The organism is Pedobacter sp. 10L46_2, from assembly GCF_056395165.1.
Map to the genome: position 1 here is coordinate 1 of NZ_JBFTIZ010000017.1, position 19,030 is coordinate 19,030.

The following is a 19,030-nucleotide window of genomic DNA, read 5'->3' on the forward strand; positions in this document are numbered from 1 at the left end:
GTAATACTCAAAGAAGCTCGCATGAGTTCTGAAATTGAGAATGTAATTACAACTCATGATAGGCTCTATCAAGCATTGTCTGCAAGTGGCTCACAAATAGATCATGCTACCAAGGAAGTTTTACGCTATAGGGAAGCTATGCTCGCCGGGTTTAAAATGATCGTTCAAAAGGGATTTTTGAATACAAACGGAGTATTGGCTATACAGGAAATACTGGAAGAGAATAAAGCAGGACTTAGAAGATTGCCTGGAACCTCATTAAAAAATGCTGTTACTGGTGAAGTCATTTACACTCCGCCGGATGATTATGATACAATCCTTGCGTTAATGAAAAACTTAGAGGAGTATATAAATGAACCCGATGTACTTTCTCCATTGATTAAGTTGGCAGTTCAACATTACCAGTTTGAAAGCATACACCCATTTTATGATGGTAACGGCAGGATCGGAAGAATTATTAATGTTCTTTATTTGTGCCTGAATGAGCTTTTAGACAGTCCCGTACTTTATTTAAGTGATTATATCATAAAACATAAACCTGATTATTATAGATTACTTGGAGAAGTGAAGACAAAGGACAATTGGGAAGAGTGGATATTATTTATTCTAAAAGCCATAGAAGAAATTTCTAAACAAACCACTGATCAAATTAAGTCAATCAATCAGCTCTTTTTGAAATTACAAAATGGAATAAAAGAGAAGGCGCCCAAGCTTTACAATAAAGAACTATTAGAGTTGTTATTTGAGCAACCATACTGTAAAATAGAATTTGTTATTGATCGACTTAACGTTTCAAGGATAACAGCTTCCAAATACCTTAACGGATTAGAAAAGATCGGAATATTGCATTCTAAAAAAGTCTGGAAGGAAACTATATATATCAATATAGAGCTATTTGAACTTTTGAAAAAATAAACTATTAGAGATTTTGAACTTCTCTAGTAGTGATAAATGTAAGGCCAGCTCAAAATCATTTTCGTGGACAAAAATAGCTTAGGATTTTAACAGCTTTCCAAGCTCGTCCATTTCATCCATTTTTCTTTTTAAATCTGCCAACCGCTTCAAATCAGCCACAAACCGGGATGAAATTTGTACCATAAACAACCCAGATAGTTTTAAACCCCTTTAATTTACTTTAAAGGGTTTTTTTATGCCCAAAAGGGGATCAACCCCAAAACTTGCCTGTTAGCAATCAGCCAGTTACATTGCCACAGGTAAGACATATCGAATGTGAACCTCTGTCATCCACCTTCACATCCACAATTGATAACCACAACGCAATCACTATATGACTACTTTTCGCACACTTGCGTGTGTATATCACTTAACGTGGTTATAGTTAGAACAAGTTTTTTGATTCTATTAGGCTTTTTTATAAGTGAGGTGAAAGTCGTGCTCCCAGTTTTTAGCATCTACGGACTTCTCCCAGTATCCCGAGATGATGTTTTTATCTTTGTTGATCTCACCTGTAAAGCGTTGTATAAATTGGGGTCCATTGCGCCATATCTTCCATATTCTATTTTCAAAACTCATTTCATATACCCGAGAAGATTGCTGATCATCTATGTAAAATACGGTGTAGTTCTGTGCATCTTTATCATGACCAATAAACCATATCGCCCACGGCGTTTCCATATTTTTTGTACCCTGCCTCAAAATTAAAAATTCACCTTCTTCAAACCATTCAAAGGATGCTCTTGCCGTAATAATTGCATTGGCATCCGGTAAGAAAGATGCATTTGATATTTCCATTTCCCATGTGCCAATAAATTGCTTTAACTCTTGTAATGCCGGATTGATATTGTTTTTCATTGGAAGATAAGTTGATAATTATGTTTATAGTTACTATTCTTTATTGATTTTTTTTTTCAAAGATTCGCTCAACTAAGTTGATCTGATTGATCTATAATACAAAGATGGGAACTAATATAGCGTCAAGTGATGTGCAAAAGCGACTATCTTAGGGGGTTATCACGTCAAAATTATCTATAGGCAACTTTTTAATTTGGTTTATAACTCAAATTCGGAAATTCAGCCAGAGTATATCTCAATTCTGAAGGAGAATTTATAACTTGATGCATTAAGAAACTGAACAACCTTAAATACCAGTCATGCATACCATTTTACCTTTCTTTTTGGCCATGATAGCCGCTATTGTATTATTGAATATGTGGGCTAATAAACTAAAGATCGCATATCCTATACTATTGGTGGTAGCAGGGCTGCTGATAAGCTTTATACCAGGATTGCCTGTAGTGAGAATTAATCCAGACCTTATCTTTTTCATATTTCTTCCACCACTACTTTGGGAGGCAGCCTGGTCCATCTCGTTCAAAGAGATGAAAAAATGGTGGCGCATTATTGGCAGCTTTGCATTTCTGGTGGTGTTTTTTACAGCACTTTCGGTAGCATTAATCACTAATCATCTTATTCCGGGCTTTACTATTGCGCTGGGTTTTTTATTAGGTGGCATTGTATCACCACCCGATGCAGTAAGTACAGGAGCCATTACAAAATTTGTAAAAATCCCAAAGTCTACTTCTGCTATTTTAGAAGGAGAAAGCCTGTTAAATGACGCCTCTTCGCTTATTATCTTCCGCTTTGCGCTGGTTGCGGTAGGTACGGGTCAATTCATCTGGCAAGAGGCAGCACTAAGCTTTCTGTGGATGGTGATCGGCGGTGTTGGGATTGGCCTGTCATTGGGCTGGTTATTCGTGCAGGCACATAAACGTTTACCTACTGATGCACCTTCCGACATAGTCTTTACACTTATTGAACCCTATTTTATATACTGGATTGCGGAACAAGTCCACAGCTCTGGTGTAATGGCTGTTGTAAGCGGAGGTCTGTTCATGTCGACCAGAAGAATGATCTTTTTAAACAGTTCCAGCCGTATTAAGGGGTATAGCGTATGGGAGAGCTTTGTGTTCATTTTGAATGGTATTGTTTTTCTGATCATTGGCCTGGAACTTCCCGAAATCGTAGATGGTCTGCATTCAAAAGGCATTCCTTTACGCACTGCCATTGGCTACGGATTGCTGGTAACCGGAATATTGGTCGCTGCACGAATATTAAGCTCCTATGCCGCGTTGGTAGCCACAATTATTTTTCGTCCAAGCGTAAGACCTCACGCATCTTCGGTAAGAAGACGTTGGCTGATGCCATTGTTGCTGGGCTGGACAGGAATGCGGGGTGTAGTTTCACTGGCTGCTGCTTTAGCTATTCCCGTAGCACAAGATAATGGTGCAGAATTTCCATATAGAAACCTGATCTTGTTCATCACTTTTGTAGTGATATTACTTACGCTTCTGGTACAAGGGCTTACCCTCCCATATTTTATAAGCCGCACCAATCTTTTCGGTTCAATATTTAATGAAGAAGGGGAAGAATTGGCCAGAAAAACAATGAAACACGGACTAAAGCAACATGTATATCAATTCCTTAAAGATAAATACGACAACGAACTAATTGGCCACGCCGGTATGGAGAAATTCCTTAAACAATGGGAAGAAAGAGCAAAGTCTGCAGATGATAGCTGGATGAACGAAAAGATGAAAGTAATTTTTGTAGAAGTACTCGAAAGCCAACGTCAGTACCTTGTCGAACTCAATAAAGACCCCAAGGTTGATGAAGAAATCATTCGTCAGCAATTGTATCAAATTGATTTAGAAGAAGAGCGATTGAAAATAATATAGTATAGGATCAGACAGATCAATCTCAAAATGAGCTTTACCTTTGGAGTGCTTGTTCAATCTTTACTTCCCCAGAAGGTCGCTTCACCGCTCCCCTTCCATTAGGAATGCCAAACACAGGATTTCCATCCTTTCCAAAAGTAAATCGCTGCAGATATACCTCTCTGTTATCCCAACCCCCATCCAAAGCGGCTTTGGAATGGTAATAAATCCAATATTCACTGTCATCAGGCGAAGTTGTCATACTTGCATGTCCTAATCCATGAACTGTAGAAGTACCTTGGAAAACAGGTTTTGAAGATTTTATCCACGATGAGGGGCTCAGCGGATCTTTACCTTTTGTTAAACGAAGCTGCCCTAATTTATAGTGCTCAGTCCATGAGCCTCGGGTAGAGTAAATAACAAACACATCATCATTGTGTTTTAATATTTGGGGTCCTTCCTGCAACACGATATTATCACCCTTTTCCCAGTTGAGTTCTGGCTTTGACAATAACACACGTTTTCCAAGCGTCCATGGATTTATCATTTCTGCGATATAGAGATTCTGATCTACATCATGATGGTCGTGAAGTGTTTCCCAACCAGACCAAACGGCATATTTCTTATCATTTAACTCCAGAACAGTCATGTCTATAGCCCAGCAATTGTCTTTCTTTTGATTAGGATCATCACCTGTGTACAGCCTTTCCTTATCTGTATAAGGGCCAAACGGGCTGTCGCTTTCCAGTACTCCTGCCCTTTGCGCATAATAAGGAGCTCCCTTATGCACAGAGCCTGCGTAATAAATGTACCATTTACCATCTATATGATGAATTTCCGGGGCCCAAAGATTATAGCTATTCCATTTGTCTTCTGGCGGAGTCCATACTACCTCTTTCTTTTCGAATTTTGTCAGATATCTTGATTCTGTAACGGCAAACCCACCCTTTTCATTGAAAATCGTATAGTATTTACCATCATGTTTTGTAATGTATGGGTCAGCTCCCTTACGAAGCGGATTCATAAACGTTTCAGAGACCTTACCCTTTTCGGTCTGTTGCGCGTTTAGGTTCAATGAAAATGCTGTTAGCAGAAAAACGATCGAAAAGACTTTGTTCATAGTAGAAATACTTTGGCTAAATATACAAAAAGAAGCCTCGATCATTTCACCAACTAAAAGTAACAGTATTGTTCACTTAAGAACACGTCTGTTCGCTTATGAACAGAGAAGGCAAAAAAATAATTTATAATTAATTAACAATCAACACATTAAGCTAAAATCTTAAATTGGCACATGCTTAGCTATTTACAGGAAAATGATTGGAGATGTTTTATATCAATATTAAAATTGCCTTACGAAATCTTTGGAAACACAGAGGTTATACCTTTATAAATACGGTTGGCCTGTCCATAGGTATGACTTGCGCACTGATCATATTCCTTTTTATACGACAATATCTGAGTGCCGATAATTTCCATCCAAATGCAGACAGGATTTTTAGGGTAGTTTCCCTCGGTAACGGTACAGAAGGAAAAGTCCCTATGATGGGTGTTCCTGTACCAATGGCCGGCGCATTACGCACAGACTTCCCTCAATTAGAGAAAGTTGCAAATCTTGTACAGGGTTATCATCTGGTAGAGGTTGTAGGAGAAGATAGGTCGACAAAACAATACTATAAAGAGTACGGAACTGCATTTTATACCGACCCAGCCATTTTTGATATCTTTAATTTCCCCTGGGTGTTGGGTGAACCAGCGTCATTAAATGCCCCCAATCATATCGCACTTACACAAAGTACGGCAACACAATACTTTGGCAACTGGCAAAATGCTATGGGTAAGAAGCTTAAGCTCAGCGGTGATGAAACTTTTTACGAGGTAACCGGAATCATAAAAGATCTGCCAAAAAATACTGATTTCCCTATCCATCTTGTCATCTCTTATCAAAACTTTGGAAATGCCACAAGTATGCGCTGGAACTCGGTAAACATGGGTCATAATTGCTATGTGATGGTAAAACCTAATACTGATATTAAGCAATTGCAAGTTCAGCTGGATGGGTATACCAAAAAATATTATGATGCAAAAGATCCGCTTTCGAATACACATCTCTTTCAACCCTTTTCTGACGTACATTTAGATAGCAAGTTTGGTAATTTTTCACCCAGGCGATACACCCCATTGCAGATTAATTCTTTGAGGATATTAGGATCGCTGATCTTGTTAATTGCCTGCATCAATTTTATTAACATGGCAACCGCACAGGCAATTGGCCGTTCAAAAGAGGTAGGAATCCGTAAGGTCTTAGGCAGCAATCGCAAACAACTTCTGTTTCGTTTTTTAGCCGAAACTTTTGTAATCACGTTTGTAGCTATCACAATAGCTTGTATTGCTACTGAGATTGCACTGCCAGCGGTAGGAAATTTTCTCGGTCAGCAAATTCCATTCAATATCCTTCAATACCCTGTTATCCTCGCCTTTATACTTATCCTTTGGCTGGCGGTTAGTTTCCTTGCGGGTCTGTATCCCGCCGTTTTCGTATCTGGATACAACCCAATAAATGCCCTCAAAAATAAAATCTCACAAGGAAATAAAGGGATCTGGAGTCTAAGAAGTGTCCTCTTAATTTTTCAATTTACAATAACATTGATTTTCATTATCGGAACTCTTGTAGTACTGAAACAGATCGATTACTTTAAAAATAAGTCACTTGGATTTAATAACAATGCCATTTTACAGGTGGATGTCCCGACAGACTCCATTAGCAAAACCAGGTTTGATACTTTTAAACAAAAGTTATTGCAACGTAGTGGAGTAGAAATGGTAACCTATGCCTATACGCCTCCAAGCACCTCTTCTAATAACTTTACCAGTTTCTACTTCAATAATTCTTCTCAGAAAACAGATTTCCTGCTTTGTAATAAACCGGCTGACGAGGATTACTTCAAAATATTTGGTTTGAAAATGATAGCAGGAAAACCTTTGTCCAAAAGCGATACGGTGAATGGCTATATATTAAACGAAACATTGCTGCACAAACTTCATCTTAAAGATCCTAAAGATGCGCTAGGAAAATATATCCAGCTAAACAAAAGGCCATTAGCCCAAATAATTGGAGTGGTAAAAGACTTTAACAACCTCAGTCTGCATGGAGATATCTCTCCAGTCATATTTTATACAAGTAAAGAAGAGTATGCAAGTGCATTTGTGAAGCTTAATCCTCTCCATATGCAAGAAACTGTTAAAGAAATAGGGGCAGATTTCAAATCAACTTTTCCTGATCAATTTTATGAGCCAAGCTATTATGATGAATACATTGCCAATTACTACATCGTCGAAGAAAAAACAGCTGTTTTATTGAGCTTTTTTACATCAGTGGTTATATTTATTTCTTGCTTTGGCCTGTTCGCACTCATCTCATTTGTAGCTGTTCAGCGCACCAAAGAGATGGCAATTAGAAAAGTATTGGGCGCTACTACAATTGAACTCATTAGCGTTCTCAATCAATCCTTCATGAAGATGATCGTCATAGCCAATCTTATAGCCTGGCCTTTAGCCTATATTTTGTTAAATCGCTGGCTACAGGGATTTGCCTATAAAATAGACCTGCCAATGTTACCATTCGTACTTGCGGCACTGGGTTCTATTGGAATCATTGTGCTCACTGTAGCACTAAGGACCTATAAAATGACTACTGCTAACCCGGTAGAAGCGCTAAAATATGATTAGAGTTGGTCTCACCACTTTATCTTCCTTTTATTTATGTTTATTAACTTGCTGGTTTTGTTAAATGCCAAAGCAAAATCTGCATTATTTATGCTTACAGAAGAAATTGCTTTGTCAGAATTAACCAGCAATGAAAGATCATACCATGATATATTCTTATTAAGAACCGCAGCGTAATCCAAGCTTATGGTAAGGGTTTTGCCTGCAATCGTCTCCTTTTTTATTACGTGATCTTTAATATATTGATATTCTAAAAACTCTCTCAAGCTACAAAATATCGCTACATCTTTAGCTTTTAAAACGATATTATCAATCCACTGATTAAAATTTTGCACGGCTTTAGGGTCTTTGATTCCGTGAGTACCTATCTCAAAGAAATCAAAAGTATTGCCTGTAAACAATGAATTAGCCAACTCCCACTGGGCACCATTATTTGACCAATCATCACTAAATGCTCTTCTTATAGCTAGATAATTAAATGGTTTTATATCACTTAACTTATTCTTAGGATTATACTTTCCAATTTGCACAAAATCATCAAATGTCCCTTGCGATGAACCACCAATATAACCATAAGCAGACGCCGCTTTATGAAACCCCACATAGTTACTTGGCACAACAAGTGTATTCATTTTATATCTCTCATTTAACAATATCATTTCATCCAGGTCACGGACGTTCTTCACACGATCACTACCGTTATTAAAATTTCCATCTTCATTGTGATAATAGGAATGGTTCATTATGTCCATACCTTTTTGTATCAATGGTAATCGTTGTGTATATGTAGCTGCAAAATCAGTGTACAGCCCAATTTCCTTATTATTATACTGATTTTTGCCATTCACGGCTAAGCCTAAACTATAATTCTTTTTATTACCACAGCCATCAGTGTAAAAGGCATTTGATAGTTTTTGATAAGCATTTGTAACGGTTAAGGCAGCATCATCAAACTCCATAAGTATTGCCTTACTTTTATTATATTTCAGTTTGGGGAAACTTGCACTTGCTGAAGTTGGATTGTCAGCAAACACAACTTTTATTTCAATTTTCCCATTAAAAGCAGGTATTACTGCACCTTCAGGAATTGAAGGTGGGAGTATTTCTTCTTTAACCGGGGCTTTCTCAGAAACGATCGGGACTTTGTTGTTACAACTGAAAACTAAAATTGAGCATATTGCAAATAGACCGAAGGCTGATACTTTTCCCATAACATGTTTTCGCAAAAATACATCTTTTTATCTATTTAAATGTCATATACAGATGTTTCATTCCAGCTTAAACCGCTTCATACTTAATATATTCATGCTCAAAACTTCCATCCGCATAAAGATTTAAAAGAGAATAGCCGGGAACGGTTTGCTTATAGGCACTTTTACCATCATCACCCGGTTCCCACCAAAAACCACTTGTAGCACCATTACACAAATAAGCCACATCATTATACCAAACTTTGTCAAGCAAATGAATATGTCCGCTTAAGCAAAGTTTAATGTTCTTATTCTTATTAAAAACTTCTATAAATTTCATAATATCCAGATGATTGTAGCTGCCGCTAACTTTAAACGGACCTCTAAAATCTGGTTTATTATCTACAATGCCTGTACAGCTCAATAAAGGATAATGCGACATGATCAGTGTAGACTTATCCTGACTGTTCTTCTGTACATCCTGTACAAACCAATTCCACTGCTGATCATCCAGCATTCCCGGATTTGTAGGATGATTACTGTCCAGCATAATAAAATGCCAGCCATTTTTATCAAAGCTGTAATAATTATGCTCCATTTGCAGCATCTTTAATACCCCTGCTTTACCTCCCAGCTCATCATCCTTACCCTGCCACCACATGTCATGATTTCCCAATACATGGTGCATAGGAATACCTTTAACCACTTGAACACTTTCATTCCAGCAAGCCCATTGTTGCTCTACCCTATCTTTGGTAATGTTGTCGTAATCCGCAGCATAAATAGAATCACCCCCATTAAGAATAAGATCAACCTTGTCTTTTTTGATCATTTCCAGACATTTCTTAAAACGGGCAACTGCATTATGTTCCGGTCTGATATGCACATCAGTGATGTGTGCGATTTTTAAAGCCTTATTCTTTATGGGAGCTGCAATTGATGCTTCTGCAACACTGCTCAATGCAATTGTTCCTGCTGCAACTCCAAGTGATTTAATTAAATCTCTTCTTTTCATTTATGTGTTTGAATTTATTTACCCCAATTTCCTGTCGGATATATATGGAACAATCGGATAAATGTAAGTCTCCATTTTTACGCCTAGTTTTTCGGGCGAGGAACCCACAAAAACAGTCTTTTTACCTTTTATCCTAATTCTGCCATTATGCTCTATTTCAATCATCGCCCATAGCGGATCTTTATAAGGCACCGTATATTTGATATAAGGCTTAGCCTTATCAATCTCTGCAGAATACCTTACCTCTTTGTAATCATCTCCAAGCCATTGGTAGGATGCACTATTGATCTGCACATAATGAATATCATTAATATGATTGTAATAGTCCTGATGGTGGTGTCCACTGACCACCAGAATAACCTTTTGTCTGCCTGCTTTTTCATTGGCTTGCTCAAAGGTGTAACGCAGTAAAGTTCCATTCTCTAATCCTCCGGAATCGTTGTCTATTCCCTGGTGGCAAAAGATAACAGTCGGAAAAGAAGTTGCATCCAAATCCTTTTTCAACCATTCCAATTGTGTCTGAGAAATATATCTTGCATATCCTTTTGGACGATCCGGACTTTCATTATGTTCATTGCCATCTAGTACCACGAAATGAAAGCCATTTTTGTCAAACGAATAATATTTTGATCTTGCTTTCCAGAATTCAACCACCTGATCGCGTGTATATCCACCATCATTGTCGTGATTACCAATAACATGAAACTTATCGCCTTTAAACTGATTCCAAACATCCAGCAATGGAGCATTGGCTTCCTTAGGTACGCAAAAATCGCCTCCTTGAATGATAAAATCGGGTGATTCAGCATTCATTTCTTTAATGAAGGCCGACAAGCGCTCAATACCATCATGCATAATATCATGATGCAAATCAGTGATCATTCCAATCCTGATTTTTTTATCTGCCGGACTTAATTCAGGATATCTTGCAAAAAGCAAAGTGCCACCTGCAAGACCAGTTGTTTTTAAAAATTCTTTTCTATCCATTTCTTATTTTGTAACTTAGAACTCATGCCTTTAGGCGCATTAAATATACAAATACTAAATAAATGTTTAATATTTGTATCCTTATTAATATATAAATAATATCAGAACAACCTATTGCCTATAACTGCGCCTCACATAGTTCACACATTCTACACATATTCTTCACAAAAAGGTACCCGTTTGTGGGTTTGGTGTGAAGGAGGCGTGAATAATATGTGAAGAAACACTAATCTTGTGAAGAACCATTTAACTTAATCATAACTTCAGGTAATAATTATTTAACCCGAATAACCTTATTATTGCTATTTTTAATATCATCATTTCTAAAGTTTCACCATGTCAAACAGAAGAATTTTCCTTAAAGGTGGCCTTGCAAGTATACTGTTAGCAGGTCTTTCAAAAAGTGTTTCGGCCTTAACGCCAAAAACCCATACTAATCTGCCTATGGGTGCAAAAGCAAAACTTCGCTTTGCAATCGCATCAGACGGCCATTATGGGCAGGCCGGAACAAACTACAAAGAAGACCACGAAAATATCGTTCAATGGATTAATGAAGCCCATAATACTAATGCACTTGATTTTGTAATCTTTAATGGAGATCTTGTTCATGACCGTCCCGAGTTACTTACTGAAGTAAAGGAAACCTATTTTAGCAAACTCCAAGTTCCATTTTATGCTATCCCCGGCAATCACGACCTTGCTGATGCAGCACTTTGGAAATCTGTTTTCGGTTATGAGGATAATTATTCCTTTAAAAAAAATGATGTTGGTTTTATCCTGGCAAACACCTCAGATACTAAAGGTAAATACATATGTCCCGACAATAATTTTATAAAACGAGAGCTCGAAAAGTTTAAAAACTTAAAGACCGTCCTGGTGGTTTTACACATACCTCCGCATTTCTGGGTACCAGAAAGTCCATTTGTTGATTGCCCTGAAACCATTACCCTACTGCATAGCTACAATAATGTTAAAGCAGTTTTTCATGGACATGACCATAGTTTGGATGCGGTATTTTACACCAATAAATTACCTCATTTTTTTGATGCACATTATGGTGGTAACTGGGGTACACAATATAAAGGCTATAGAATTGTTGAGGTTGATGAAGCCGGCAAAATAACTACGTATCAGGTTAATGCGAGTAAGAATCCAGTACTCAATGAAACTAAGTTTTAGGGTTACTGAAATTGCAATAGTGCTTTTTAACAGTTAAAAAGACTACCTTCACCAGCCTGCGGTTTTATTCCCGTATAAACCCGCTACTTTTGAAAAACACATTTGATTGCCTGATCGATTCTTTTATAGACCAACACGTAGGCATTGCCGATCACTTTTTAAGTGWGGGCCTTGCTGCCGATTTAAAGGAAAACCTGATTTCTCTTTACAGTAACAAAATGCTCCTTTCGGCCGGAACAGGAAACGACAAGGTAATAAGACATAATTCTGAAGTGCGTGGCGACCGTATATATTGGCTAGACCGCGACCATGATACTCCTTGTGAAAATGCCTTTTTTATCTTAATGGACAGGTTTGTAAAGTATTTAAATGAAACCYGTTATACCGGAATTACCGGATACGAGTTTCATTATACCTTATATGAAAAAGGTAGTTTTTATAAAAAGCATCTTGATCAGTTCCAAAATAACGATAGCAGAAAGTATTCAATGATCATCTATTTAAACACAAACTGGATACTAGCCGATGGGGGTGAATTGTGTATCCACCACGATGATCATTTGCAAAACATATCTCCTGAAAACAGAAAGGGCGTATTTTTTAAAAGCGATGAGCTTATGCACGAGGTTTTGCTCACACATCAACCTAGAATGAGCATCACTGGATGGTTAAAGATTTGAAATTACTGAGCTGAAGGAGGCGGAACATCTACCCCCCACTGCTGATTAGGCTTCGTTCCCATTATTAATACCATTTTCCCACCCTTCATCAACTCATCTCTGTATAACCAGCAATTGTTTAATGGTTTACCGTTGAACGTGGCCGACTGCACATAAACATTCTCTACTGAAGTATTTTTCGCTTCTATAATCAATTGTTTTTTATTACCCAGTGTAATTGTTGCCTTTTCAAAAAGAGGACTGCCCAATTCAATTATAGGTCGGAGATCGGTAAGTCCTTTCACATCAAACAAACCTAACGCTGCCATTACATACCATGACCCTAACTGCCCCTGGTCCTCATCTTGCCCATAGCCATAGCCATGAATGGTTTCTGTACCATAAAACTCATCACAGATCGCTCTTGTCCATTTTTGAGTAAGCCAGGGCTTACCAGAGAAATTAAATAACCAGCTGACATGTAAATTAGGCTGATTACCATGATTATAAATTGATTTCACCCCGGAAAAGGCATCAATCTCTTTACCACCTCCAAAACTGTTTTTTTGTGCAACCGTAAAAACACTATCTAAACGATTGTTAAATTCAGTTTTACCCATTTGAGCGATTAAGCCAGCAGGATTATGAGGTATATAAAAAGTATATTGAATGGCATTACCTTCCTGAAAACCCCTCCATGGCTGGTAAGGATCGAACTTATCTATAAAGGAACCATCTGCCCTTTTAGGATGTATCAATTTATTTTCAGGATTAAAAAGCAATTTCCAGCCATCAGATCTTTTAATCAGGYTCTGATAATCGTCTTTTTTACCTAAAGCTTTGGCCATTTGCGCTGCAGCAAAAGCACTAAAACTATATTCCAATGTGTGTGATGCAGAAAAATTTGATCCTAATGAATCTGTTTCCCCTTCGGCATAAGGTACAAAACCGCGCTCAATAAATTGCTTGGTGTCCATTTTTCCTGAACCTTCATTTCTGTTTACCCATTCCAGTTCATTTGCTTTTACAGCTTTATAAGCCAAATCTACATCGTAATCTCTGATTCCTGAATTATATGCACCGCCAATGGTAAGCCCTATAAAATTTGTTCCTACACCAGATGCAAACTGCCCATTTGCAATTCCATCGCCAAACCAACCTCTGTGTTTATAAACTTCTAAATGAGTTTGTACAAAATCTTTATATCTATCCGGATAAGAAAGTGCCCACAGCTGGGTAAGGTTCCAAAAGGCGCCCCAAATGGCATCCGTGTTGTAGAAATTATACTTGGGTTTCCCTTTTTCATCAAGGGGTAACTGCCCTATTGTTCCGCCGTATTGAGGGAATGTTCCGCTCACATCACTTGCAGTTCCCCGGCCCAATAAACCGTGAAACAGGCCGGTATAAAACTTTACTTTATTGTTTTTATCAGTTCCTTCAACATAAATTTTGCCCAGTTCCTGCTCCCACACTTTTTGAGCTCTTGCCTTAGCCTGGTCAAATGAAAGGCTTGTTGCCTCTGCCTCGAAGTTTCTTTTAGCATTTTCTGTTGAGGTATACGACAAACCTACTTTCATCTCCACAACAGCTCCTTCGGTCGTTTTATATTCCAAAAACAAACCTGCCCCCTTACCTTTTGCAGATGTGCTGTTCTGAGAAATACCTTCGGCATTAAAAGAACCYGTCTTTATTGGCTTCTGACTTGTTTCTCCCCAGAAATACATGGTAATCTGGCCTTTTGGATCATAAGTTTTAATGTATTTTGGGTATGTGGTTACAAAACCTTCAAAATGAGTATCATCAATCATGCGTACAGCTGCGTCTTTCACCTCATCACTTTCGCCCTGCTTATTCCCGATATCCAAAATAACCCTCGATTGATCATTTTTAGGAAAAGTATAGCGATGAAACCCAACATGTTCCGTTGCTGTAAGTTCAGCTGTAATATTGTAATCATCTAACACAACTTTGTAGTAACCAGGCTCGGCTACTTCATTTTTATGATCAAAATGAGAGCGATAACCATCCTCACTACCTTCCAAATCACCGGGCTTCACTTTTAAAGGACCATTTGCAGGCATAAAAGACACGCCCCCAATTTGCCATTCATGAAAATGGACAAATCCTTCTATAGAGCTATGCCTGGTATCATACCCCACCGCTTCCCATCCCGATTTATTGCCATAATGACCATTGGTTGATGGTGCAAGTTTTGCCATCCCATAAGGTAAAGCAGCTGGTGTAAAAAAGAACCAGCGACTATGGGCAGTACCAATACCAGAATCTACATACTTTAATACACCTTCCTTCTTTACCTTGCAGGAAGATAGTACTGCAACTGCTAAAAAAGCGGCTATTATGATATTACTATTTCTTCTCATCCTAAAATGATTCTATTTCTTCCAATGATTTACCCTTGGTTTCGGGCAATAACCTGTAAACAACAAAAAAGGCGATTAAACAGAAAAAGGCAAATACCCAGAAGGTTGCGGGTGTTCCGGCCTGTTTTAATAATATTGGTGTAACCTGTCCCATTATGGTATCGGCCACCCACATCACCATTATACTTACGCCCAAGGCTTTGCCTCTAATATTTGTTGGAAATATCTCAGATGCTACTACAAACTTTAAAGGGCCTATAGAGAACGCAAAACAAGCCAAAAAAAGCGTAACACTAATAATTAAGAATATACTCGAGGTAAGACCCAGATAAAACAGAAAACCTGTAACAAATAAACTTATTGTTGCCCCAATTGTACCAATTAAATAAAGTGGTCTCCTGCCCCAATCGTCAACTTTCCATATCGCAATAAAAGTAAATACCAGATTGGCCACCCCAAATATGATCTGTCCTAAAAAGGAATTACTTAGAGCAATACCTGCATCATTTAGTATGGATGGCCCATAATAAATGATGGCATTTATACCGCTTAATTGAGAAAACAAGGGCAGCAAAATACCAAGCAGCATGGCTTTCCTTAATTTAGGTGATAACAGTTCTTTATACGAGCCGTTATCATCATTTTTTTCTCCGCTTAGGGCTGCCTCAACAGCTTCCTCTTTACCGTTATTTATGCTTTTTAAAATGGCTAACCCTTCCAGGTTTCTGCCTTTTTTTATTAACCACCGTGGACTTTCGGGTACAAAAAACAATCCTACCAGAAACAGTGTGGCAAGCACCCCACCTATACTAAACATGCCACGCCATATTTCTTTAATGTAAACAAGATCAATTAACCCAGAGGTCGCTGTATGATGTTCAGAATAATTTAACAGCACTGAATTGGTTATATAGGCCATCAAAATCCCTACAGTAATTGCCAGCTGGTAAAAAGTAACCAGTCTCCCTCTAATAGCTGCCGGAGATATTTCTGAAAGATACAAGGGTACTACAATTGACGCAATACCAACACCTATACCACCCAATAATCTTGATGCAATTAACCAATCAAGAGATGTTACCAAAGAACAGCCAATGGCAGAGAAAAGGAATAAAATTGCAGAAATGAAGAGTAGTTTTTTACGTCCAAGTCTATCACTCAAATCTCCTGAAAATGCCACCCCCACAATACAGCCCACAAGAGCCGAAGAAACAAACCACCCTTCCTGTAATGGAGTTAAATTAAATTGTTTCTCTACAAAGGGCAATACTCCAGATATTACCGCCATATCAAAGCCAAAAAGCAAGCCTCCTAAAGATGCAACAAGGGTAATTAAGCCCAAATAAGTTTTATAATTATTATTCATACTTGCTCGGTTTATAAATGGTTAGGTATTAGGTTAGGTTATTCTTTACAATTCAATATCATGTTTAAGGAAAGCTTTAATCACTTTTGCTCTTCCTGTTCCATGATTTATCAGCTTATATTTCTGCGTTGCCGCTGGAATAATAAAGGTCTCGGCATAATGAAATTTATTGGTCTCATTCTCTTCAATCTCAACTGAAATGGAAGTGCCATCAACAAGCATCAACACATGACATCTGTCCTCAGTATCAATAATCAGTTCAGTATCAAATTCAATACGATGTACATCATAAAAATGATCCTTATGCGTTGGTAAGTGTAGTATTTCCCAATCATCACCTCTATCAAATAAGACTTGCTTAGCAATTAGCTCTTTCGGTACCTTTTCACCTTTTCTTTCAAACCTAAGGTTATTAAAGGCATGCTCTATATTAATCGGTCTGGGTTCGCCATTAAGATCAAGAGATAGCCAGTCGTACATTTTAAACGTAAAAATATATGGAGTAGCGCTAATCTCGAGCACCATGTTATTTATCCCGGAGCTATGAACAGTACCATTAGGAATTAAATATAGTTCATGCTTGCGCGAAGGAAAGCTACGTACATATCTCTCTACTAAAATCTCTTGTTTTTTAAGTTGGCTAAGTTCCAATGCTTTTCTGAATTCCTGAGGATCTATATTCTCCTGAAAACCCAGGTAAACCTTTGCACCTGGCTCGCAATCCAGGATGTAGTAGGTTTCATCCTGAGTAATGGTCTCTCCAAATTTTTCTCTGATATATGATTTTGATGGGTGACACTGAATGGACAGATTACCTCCTTTAAAAGTATCCAGAAAATCAAAACGAATAGGGAAATAGCTACCAAACTGTTTGGCATGTTCACCCAGTATGGCTTTATACTCAATCGTCATTAAAAGATCAAAAGGTATTTCCAGCAAGTTTCCGTCACTCTCCAACACAATACCATTCTCTGGCGTGATTAACTCAAATGACCATGCATAATTGACCTCTTTGATATTTAAGCCCTGCAGATGTTTCTTCATCCATTGCCCTCCCCACGAGCCACTTTCAAACCAGGGACGTGCACGCAAAACAGAGTGGCTAAGTTTATGTAATCCATCAACCAGATCTTTTTTGAACAACCAGTTTGGCCTACCTACTCTTTGCCCATCTGCAACTATAGCAATCTTTTCAAGCAATTCGGCCTTATGTTGGTTTAGTACTACCCAATCTACAAAGTAGAAGCGTTTATACATTTTAAAGGCTTTGTCTTTAAAATTATTCCCAAGATTCCCAATTGACCCAGCTCGCATGCGGTATTGTATTTCGTTCTTAGGGATATCAAAATACACCACCGGTGCATCCCAATTGAGTAAACCTGCACCAATACCAATTACAATATTGATGTCTGCCTGATCATCTTTTTCGAGTGCTAAAAATTCATCAATTTTAAAGAAATCTTTAAGATTAAGGTTGGTTTTAAATCCCCACACATCTTCGGCGCCACCTAAAAATGGCTTAACCATTTTCTCTACTTCGGATTCACTTTTAAAATAATCTGCTGTAAAATGCCATTTTACAGAAAAACCGTTCTCTTCAAGTTTCTTCTGAACCTCTTCTTGAATATCGCTAAAAAATACTCCTCCATATCCATCGATGAGCACGTTTTTCTGTTCAATGATCCAGGCTACTAAACTACCAAAGCCGCTATATATTTTACCTTTCCCTAATTTGTGATAGGGCATTGAGTTGTAACTATTGTCTTCTGTGGAACTCTCATATACGTGTTGCTGCAACAATGGTTGCGTGCTATTTCTCCATTTATACTCACTCATACTTTTGCCAGTTTGAATTTTTTCATTTTCTGTAGCCTCAGAAGCTTCTATCATAATTTCAACTACCCTTTATTTATTAATAACCAAACATATGTATAAACATAAAAAACCAACAAAAATAGCTTAATATCACCATAAAAGCCGAATAATGGTAAATCACATCCAACGTAAGAACCAAATATGTACAAACATAGTGATTTAATAATCCATTGCAAATATATTTTCATAATATTGCAATAGAGAAAAACAGATATAAAGGGCAACCTTAAAGCCGTATATAAATATGAAATTAGCACTCAACCATAAAAGTCCCATTCCTCTGCATATACAAGCAGAAGAGTTGTTGCGTAAAATGATAGCAGACCCTCAATTTCAAAACGGCAAATTATTGCCCAATGAAATTGACCTTGCCAATCAACTGGCTATTTCCCGTACCACACTTCGTCAGGCCTTAAACAAACTGGTATATGAAGGATTGTTAATCCGTAAAAAAGGAGTTGGAACAAAAGTAGCAGATGCCATGATCAGTTCTAAGTCTGCAAACTGGCTAAGTTTCTCTCAGGAAATGAAAGCCAGGGGCATTCCGATCAAGAACTTTGAATTACATGTAAGCTGGATTTATCCTGAAGAAGTAATTGCCAATTTCTTCAACATCAAAACCGATCAAAAAATATTAAAACTTGAACGTTTAAGAGGCAAACCTGAAGGCCCTTTTGTATATTTTGTTTCCTATTTTCACCCCCGCACAGGGTTAACAGGTGAAGAGGATTTCAAAAGACCTCTTTATGATATATTGCAAGCCGATTACAACATCATTTCGGAATTATCAAAAGAAGAGATCAGTGCAAAAGCAGCTGACAAGTTCATTGCCTCAAAGCTCGAAACAGAACCTGGGAGTCCTATCTTATTCCGTAAACGCTTTGTCTTTGATCAGGCAGATCGTCCTATAGAATACAACCTGGGATACTACAAGGCGGATAGCTTTATTTATACCGTAGAGAGCAGAAGAAGCTAAAA

General features: G+C 37.9%; 14 protein-coding genes. 6 read left to right on the forward strand and 8 right to left on the reverse strand.

The features are described from left to right. On the forward strand, positions 1-915 hold a 915-nt coding region (locus AC1DDX_RS03555), incomplete at its 5' end, for a Fic family protein (RefSeq protein ID WP_477621777.1). A 447-nt stretch (positions 916-1,362) separates the two neighbouring features. Here AC1DDX_RS03555 and AC1DDX_RS03560 read toward each other — a convergent pair. Then, a complete protein-coding gene (locus tag AC1DDX_RS03560; protein ID WP_172663826.1) occupies positions 1,363-1,812 on the reverse strand; it encodes a hypothetical protein in 450 nt (149 codons plus the stop codon). A gap of 299 nt (positions 1,813-2,111) precedes the next feature. Between AC1DDX_RS03560 and AC1DDX_RS03565 the strand changes: the two genes are divergently transcribed. Continuing rightward, positions 2,112-3,695 carry a Na+/H+ antiporter gene (locus AC1DDX_RS03565; protein WP_288882319.1) on the forward strand — a complete coding sequence of 528 codons (1,584 nt, stop codon included), beginning with the start codon at positions 2,112-2,114 and terminating at the stop codon, positions 3,693-3,695. 34 nt (positions 3,696-3,729) lie between these two features. Here the strand turns inward: AC1DDX_RS03565 and AC1DDX_RS03570 are convergent, their stop codons facing one another. Next, positions 3,730-4,794, reverse strand: coding sequence for a glycoside hydrolase family 43 protein (locus AC1DDX_RS03570; protein ID WP_172663828.1), 1,065 nt, complete (start codon positions 4,792-4,794; stop codon positions 3,730-3,732). A 206-nt stretch (positions 4,795-5,000) separates the two neighbouring features. Between AC1DDX_RS03570 and AC1DDX_RS03575 the strand changes: the two genes are divergently transcribed. After that, entirely contained in the window at positions 5,001-7,403 is a 2,403-nt protein-coding gene (locus AC1DDX_RS03575) for an ABC transporter permease (RefSeq protein ID WP_337715196.1), read from the forward strand. A gap of 8 nt (positions 7,404-7,411) precedes the next feature. Here AC1DDX_RS03575 and AC1DDX_RS03580 read toward each other — a convergent pair whose 3' ends face one another. The 3 genes from AC1DDX_RS03580 to AC1DDX_RS03590 form a co-directional block, all read right to left on the reverse strand. After that, positions 7,412-8,611, reverse strand: coding sequence for a polysaccharide deacetylase family protein (locus AC1DDX_RS03580; protein WP_288882315.1), 1,200 nt, complete (start codon positions 8,609-8,611; stop codon positions 7,412-7,414). A gap of 67 nt (positions 8,612-8,678) precedes the next feature. Continuing rightward, positions 8,679-9,605: a metallophosphoesterase family protein gene (locus AC1DDX_RS03585; protein ID WP_337715198.1), complete on the reverse strand. Its 927-nt coding sequence runs from the start codon at positions 9,603-9,605 to the stop codon at positions 8,679-8,681. 18 nt (positions 9,606-9,623) lie between these two features. After that, the gene (locus tag AC1DDX_RS03590) at positions 9,624-10,592 is read right to left on the reverse strand and encodes a metallophosphoesterase family protein (RefSeq protein WP_288882312.1); all 969 of its coding nucleotides are present in this window, start codon (positions 10,590-10,592) and stop codon (positions 9,624-9,626) included. Between the two features lie 336 nt (positions 10,593-10,928). Between AC1DDX_RS03590 and AC1DDX_RS03595 the strand changes: the two genes are divergently transcribed. Together AC1DDX_RS03595 and AC1DDX_RS03600 are read left to right on the forward strand one after the other, a co-directional pair. Next, complete coding sequence (locus AC1DDX_RS03595) at positions 10,929-11,771, forward strand: metallophosphoesterase family protein (RefSeq protein WP_288882311.1); 843 nt, start codon at positions 10,929-10,931, stop codon at positions 11,769-11,771. Between the two features lie 89 nt (positions 11,772-11,860). Beyond that, entirely contained in the window at positions 11,861-12,451 is a 591-nt protein-coding gene (locus tag AC1DDX_RS03600) for a 2OG-Fe(II) oxygenase (protein WP_477621778.1), read from the forward strand. A gap of 2 nt (positions 12,452-12,453) precedes the next feature. On the opposite strand, the gene AC1DDX_RS03605 is transcribed toward AC1DDX_RS03600, so the two are convergent. Genes AC1DDX_RS03605 through AC1DDX_RS03615 form a run of 3 tightly spaced genes read right to left on the reverse strand, consistent with a single transcriptional unit; the run spans position 12,454 to position 18,067 of the window. Continuing rightward, positions 12,454-14,811, reverse strand: coding sequence for a GH92 family glycosyl hydrolase (locus tag AC1DDX_RS03605; protein WP_477621779.1), 2,358 nt, complete (start codon positions 14,809-14,811; stop codon positions 12,454-12,456). Position 14,812: 1 nt separating this feature from the next. Next, entirely contained in the window at positions 14,813-16,177 is a 1,365-nt protein-coding gene (locus AC1DDX_RS03610; RefSeq protein ID WP_477611735.1) for a sugar porter family MFS transporter, read from the reverse strand. Between the two features lie 45 nt (positions 16,178-16,222). Further along, the gene (locus tag AC1DDX_RS03615) at positions 16,223-18,067 is read right to left on the reverse strand and encodes a class I mannose-6-phosphate isomerase (protein WP_172663837.1); all 1,845 of its coding nucleotides are present in this window, start codon (positions 18,065-18,067) and stop codon (positions 16,223-16,225) included. Positions 18,068-18,296: 229 nt separating this feature from the next. Here AC1DDX_RS03615 and AC1DDX_RS03620 point away from each other — a divergent pair, with 229 nt between their 5' ends. Then, complete coding sequence (locus AC1DDX_RS03620) at positions 18,297-19,028, forward strand: GntR family transcriptional regulator (RefSeq protein WP_172663838.1); 732 nt, start codon at positions 18,297-18,299, stop codon at positions 19,026-19,028. The last annotated feature ends 2 nt before the right edge of the window (positions 19,029-19,030 follow it).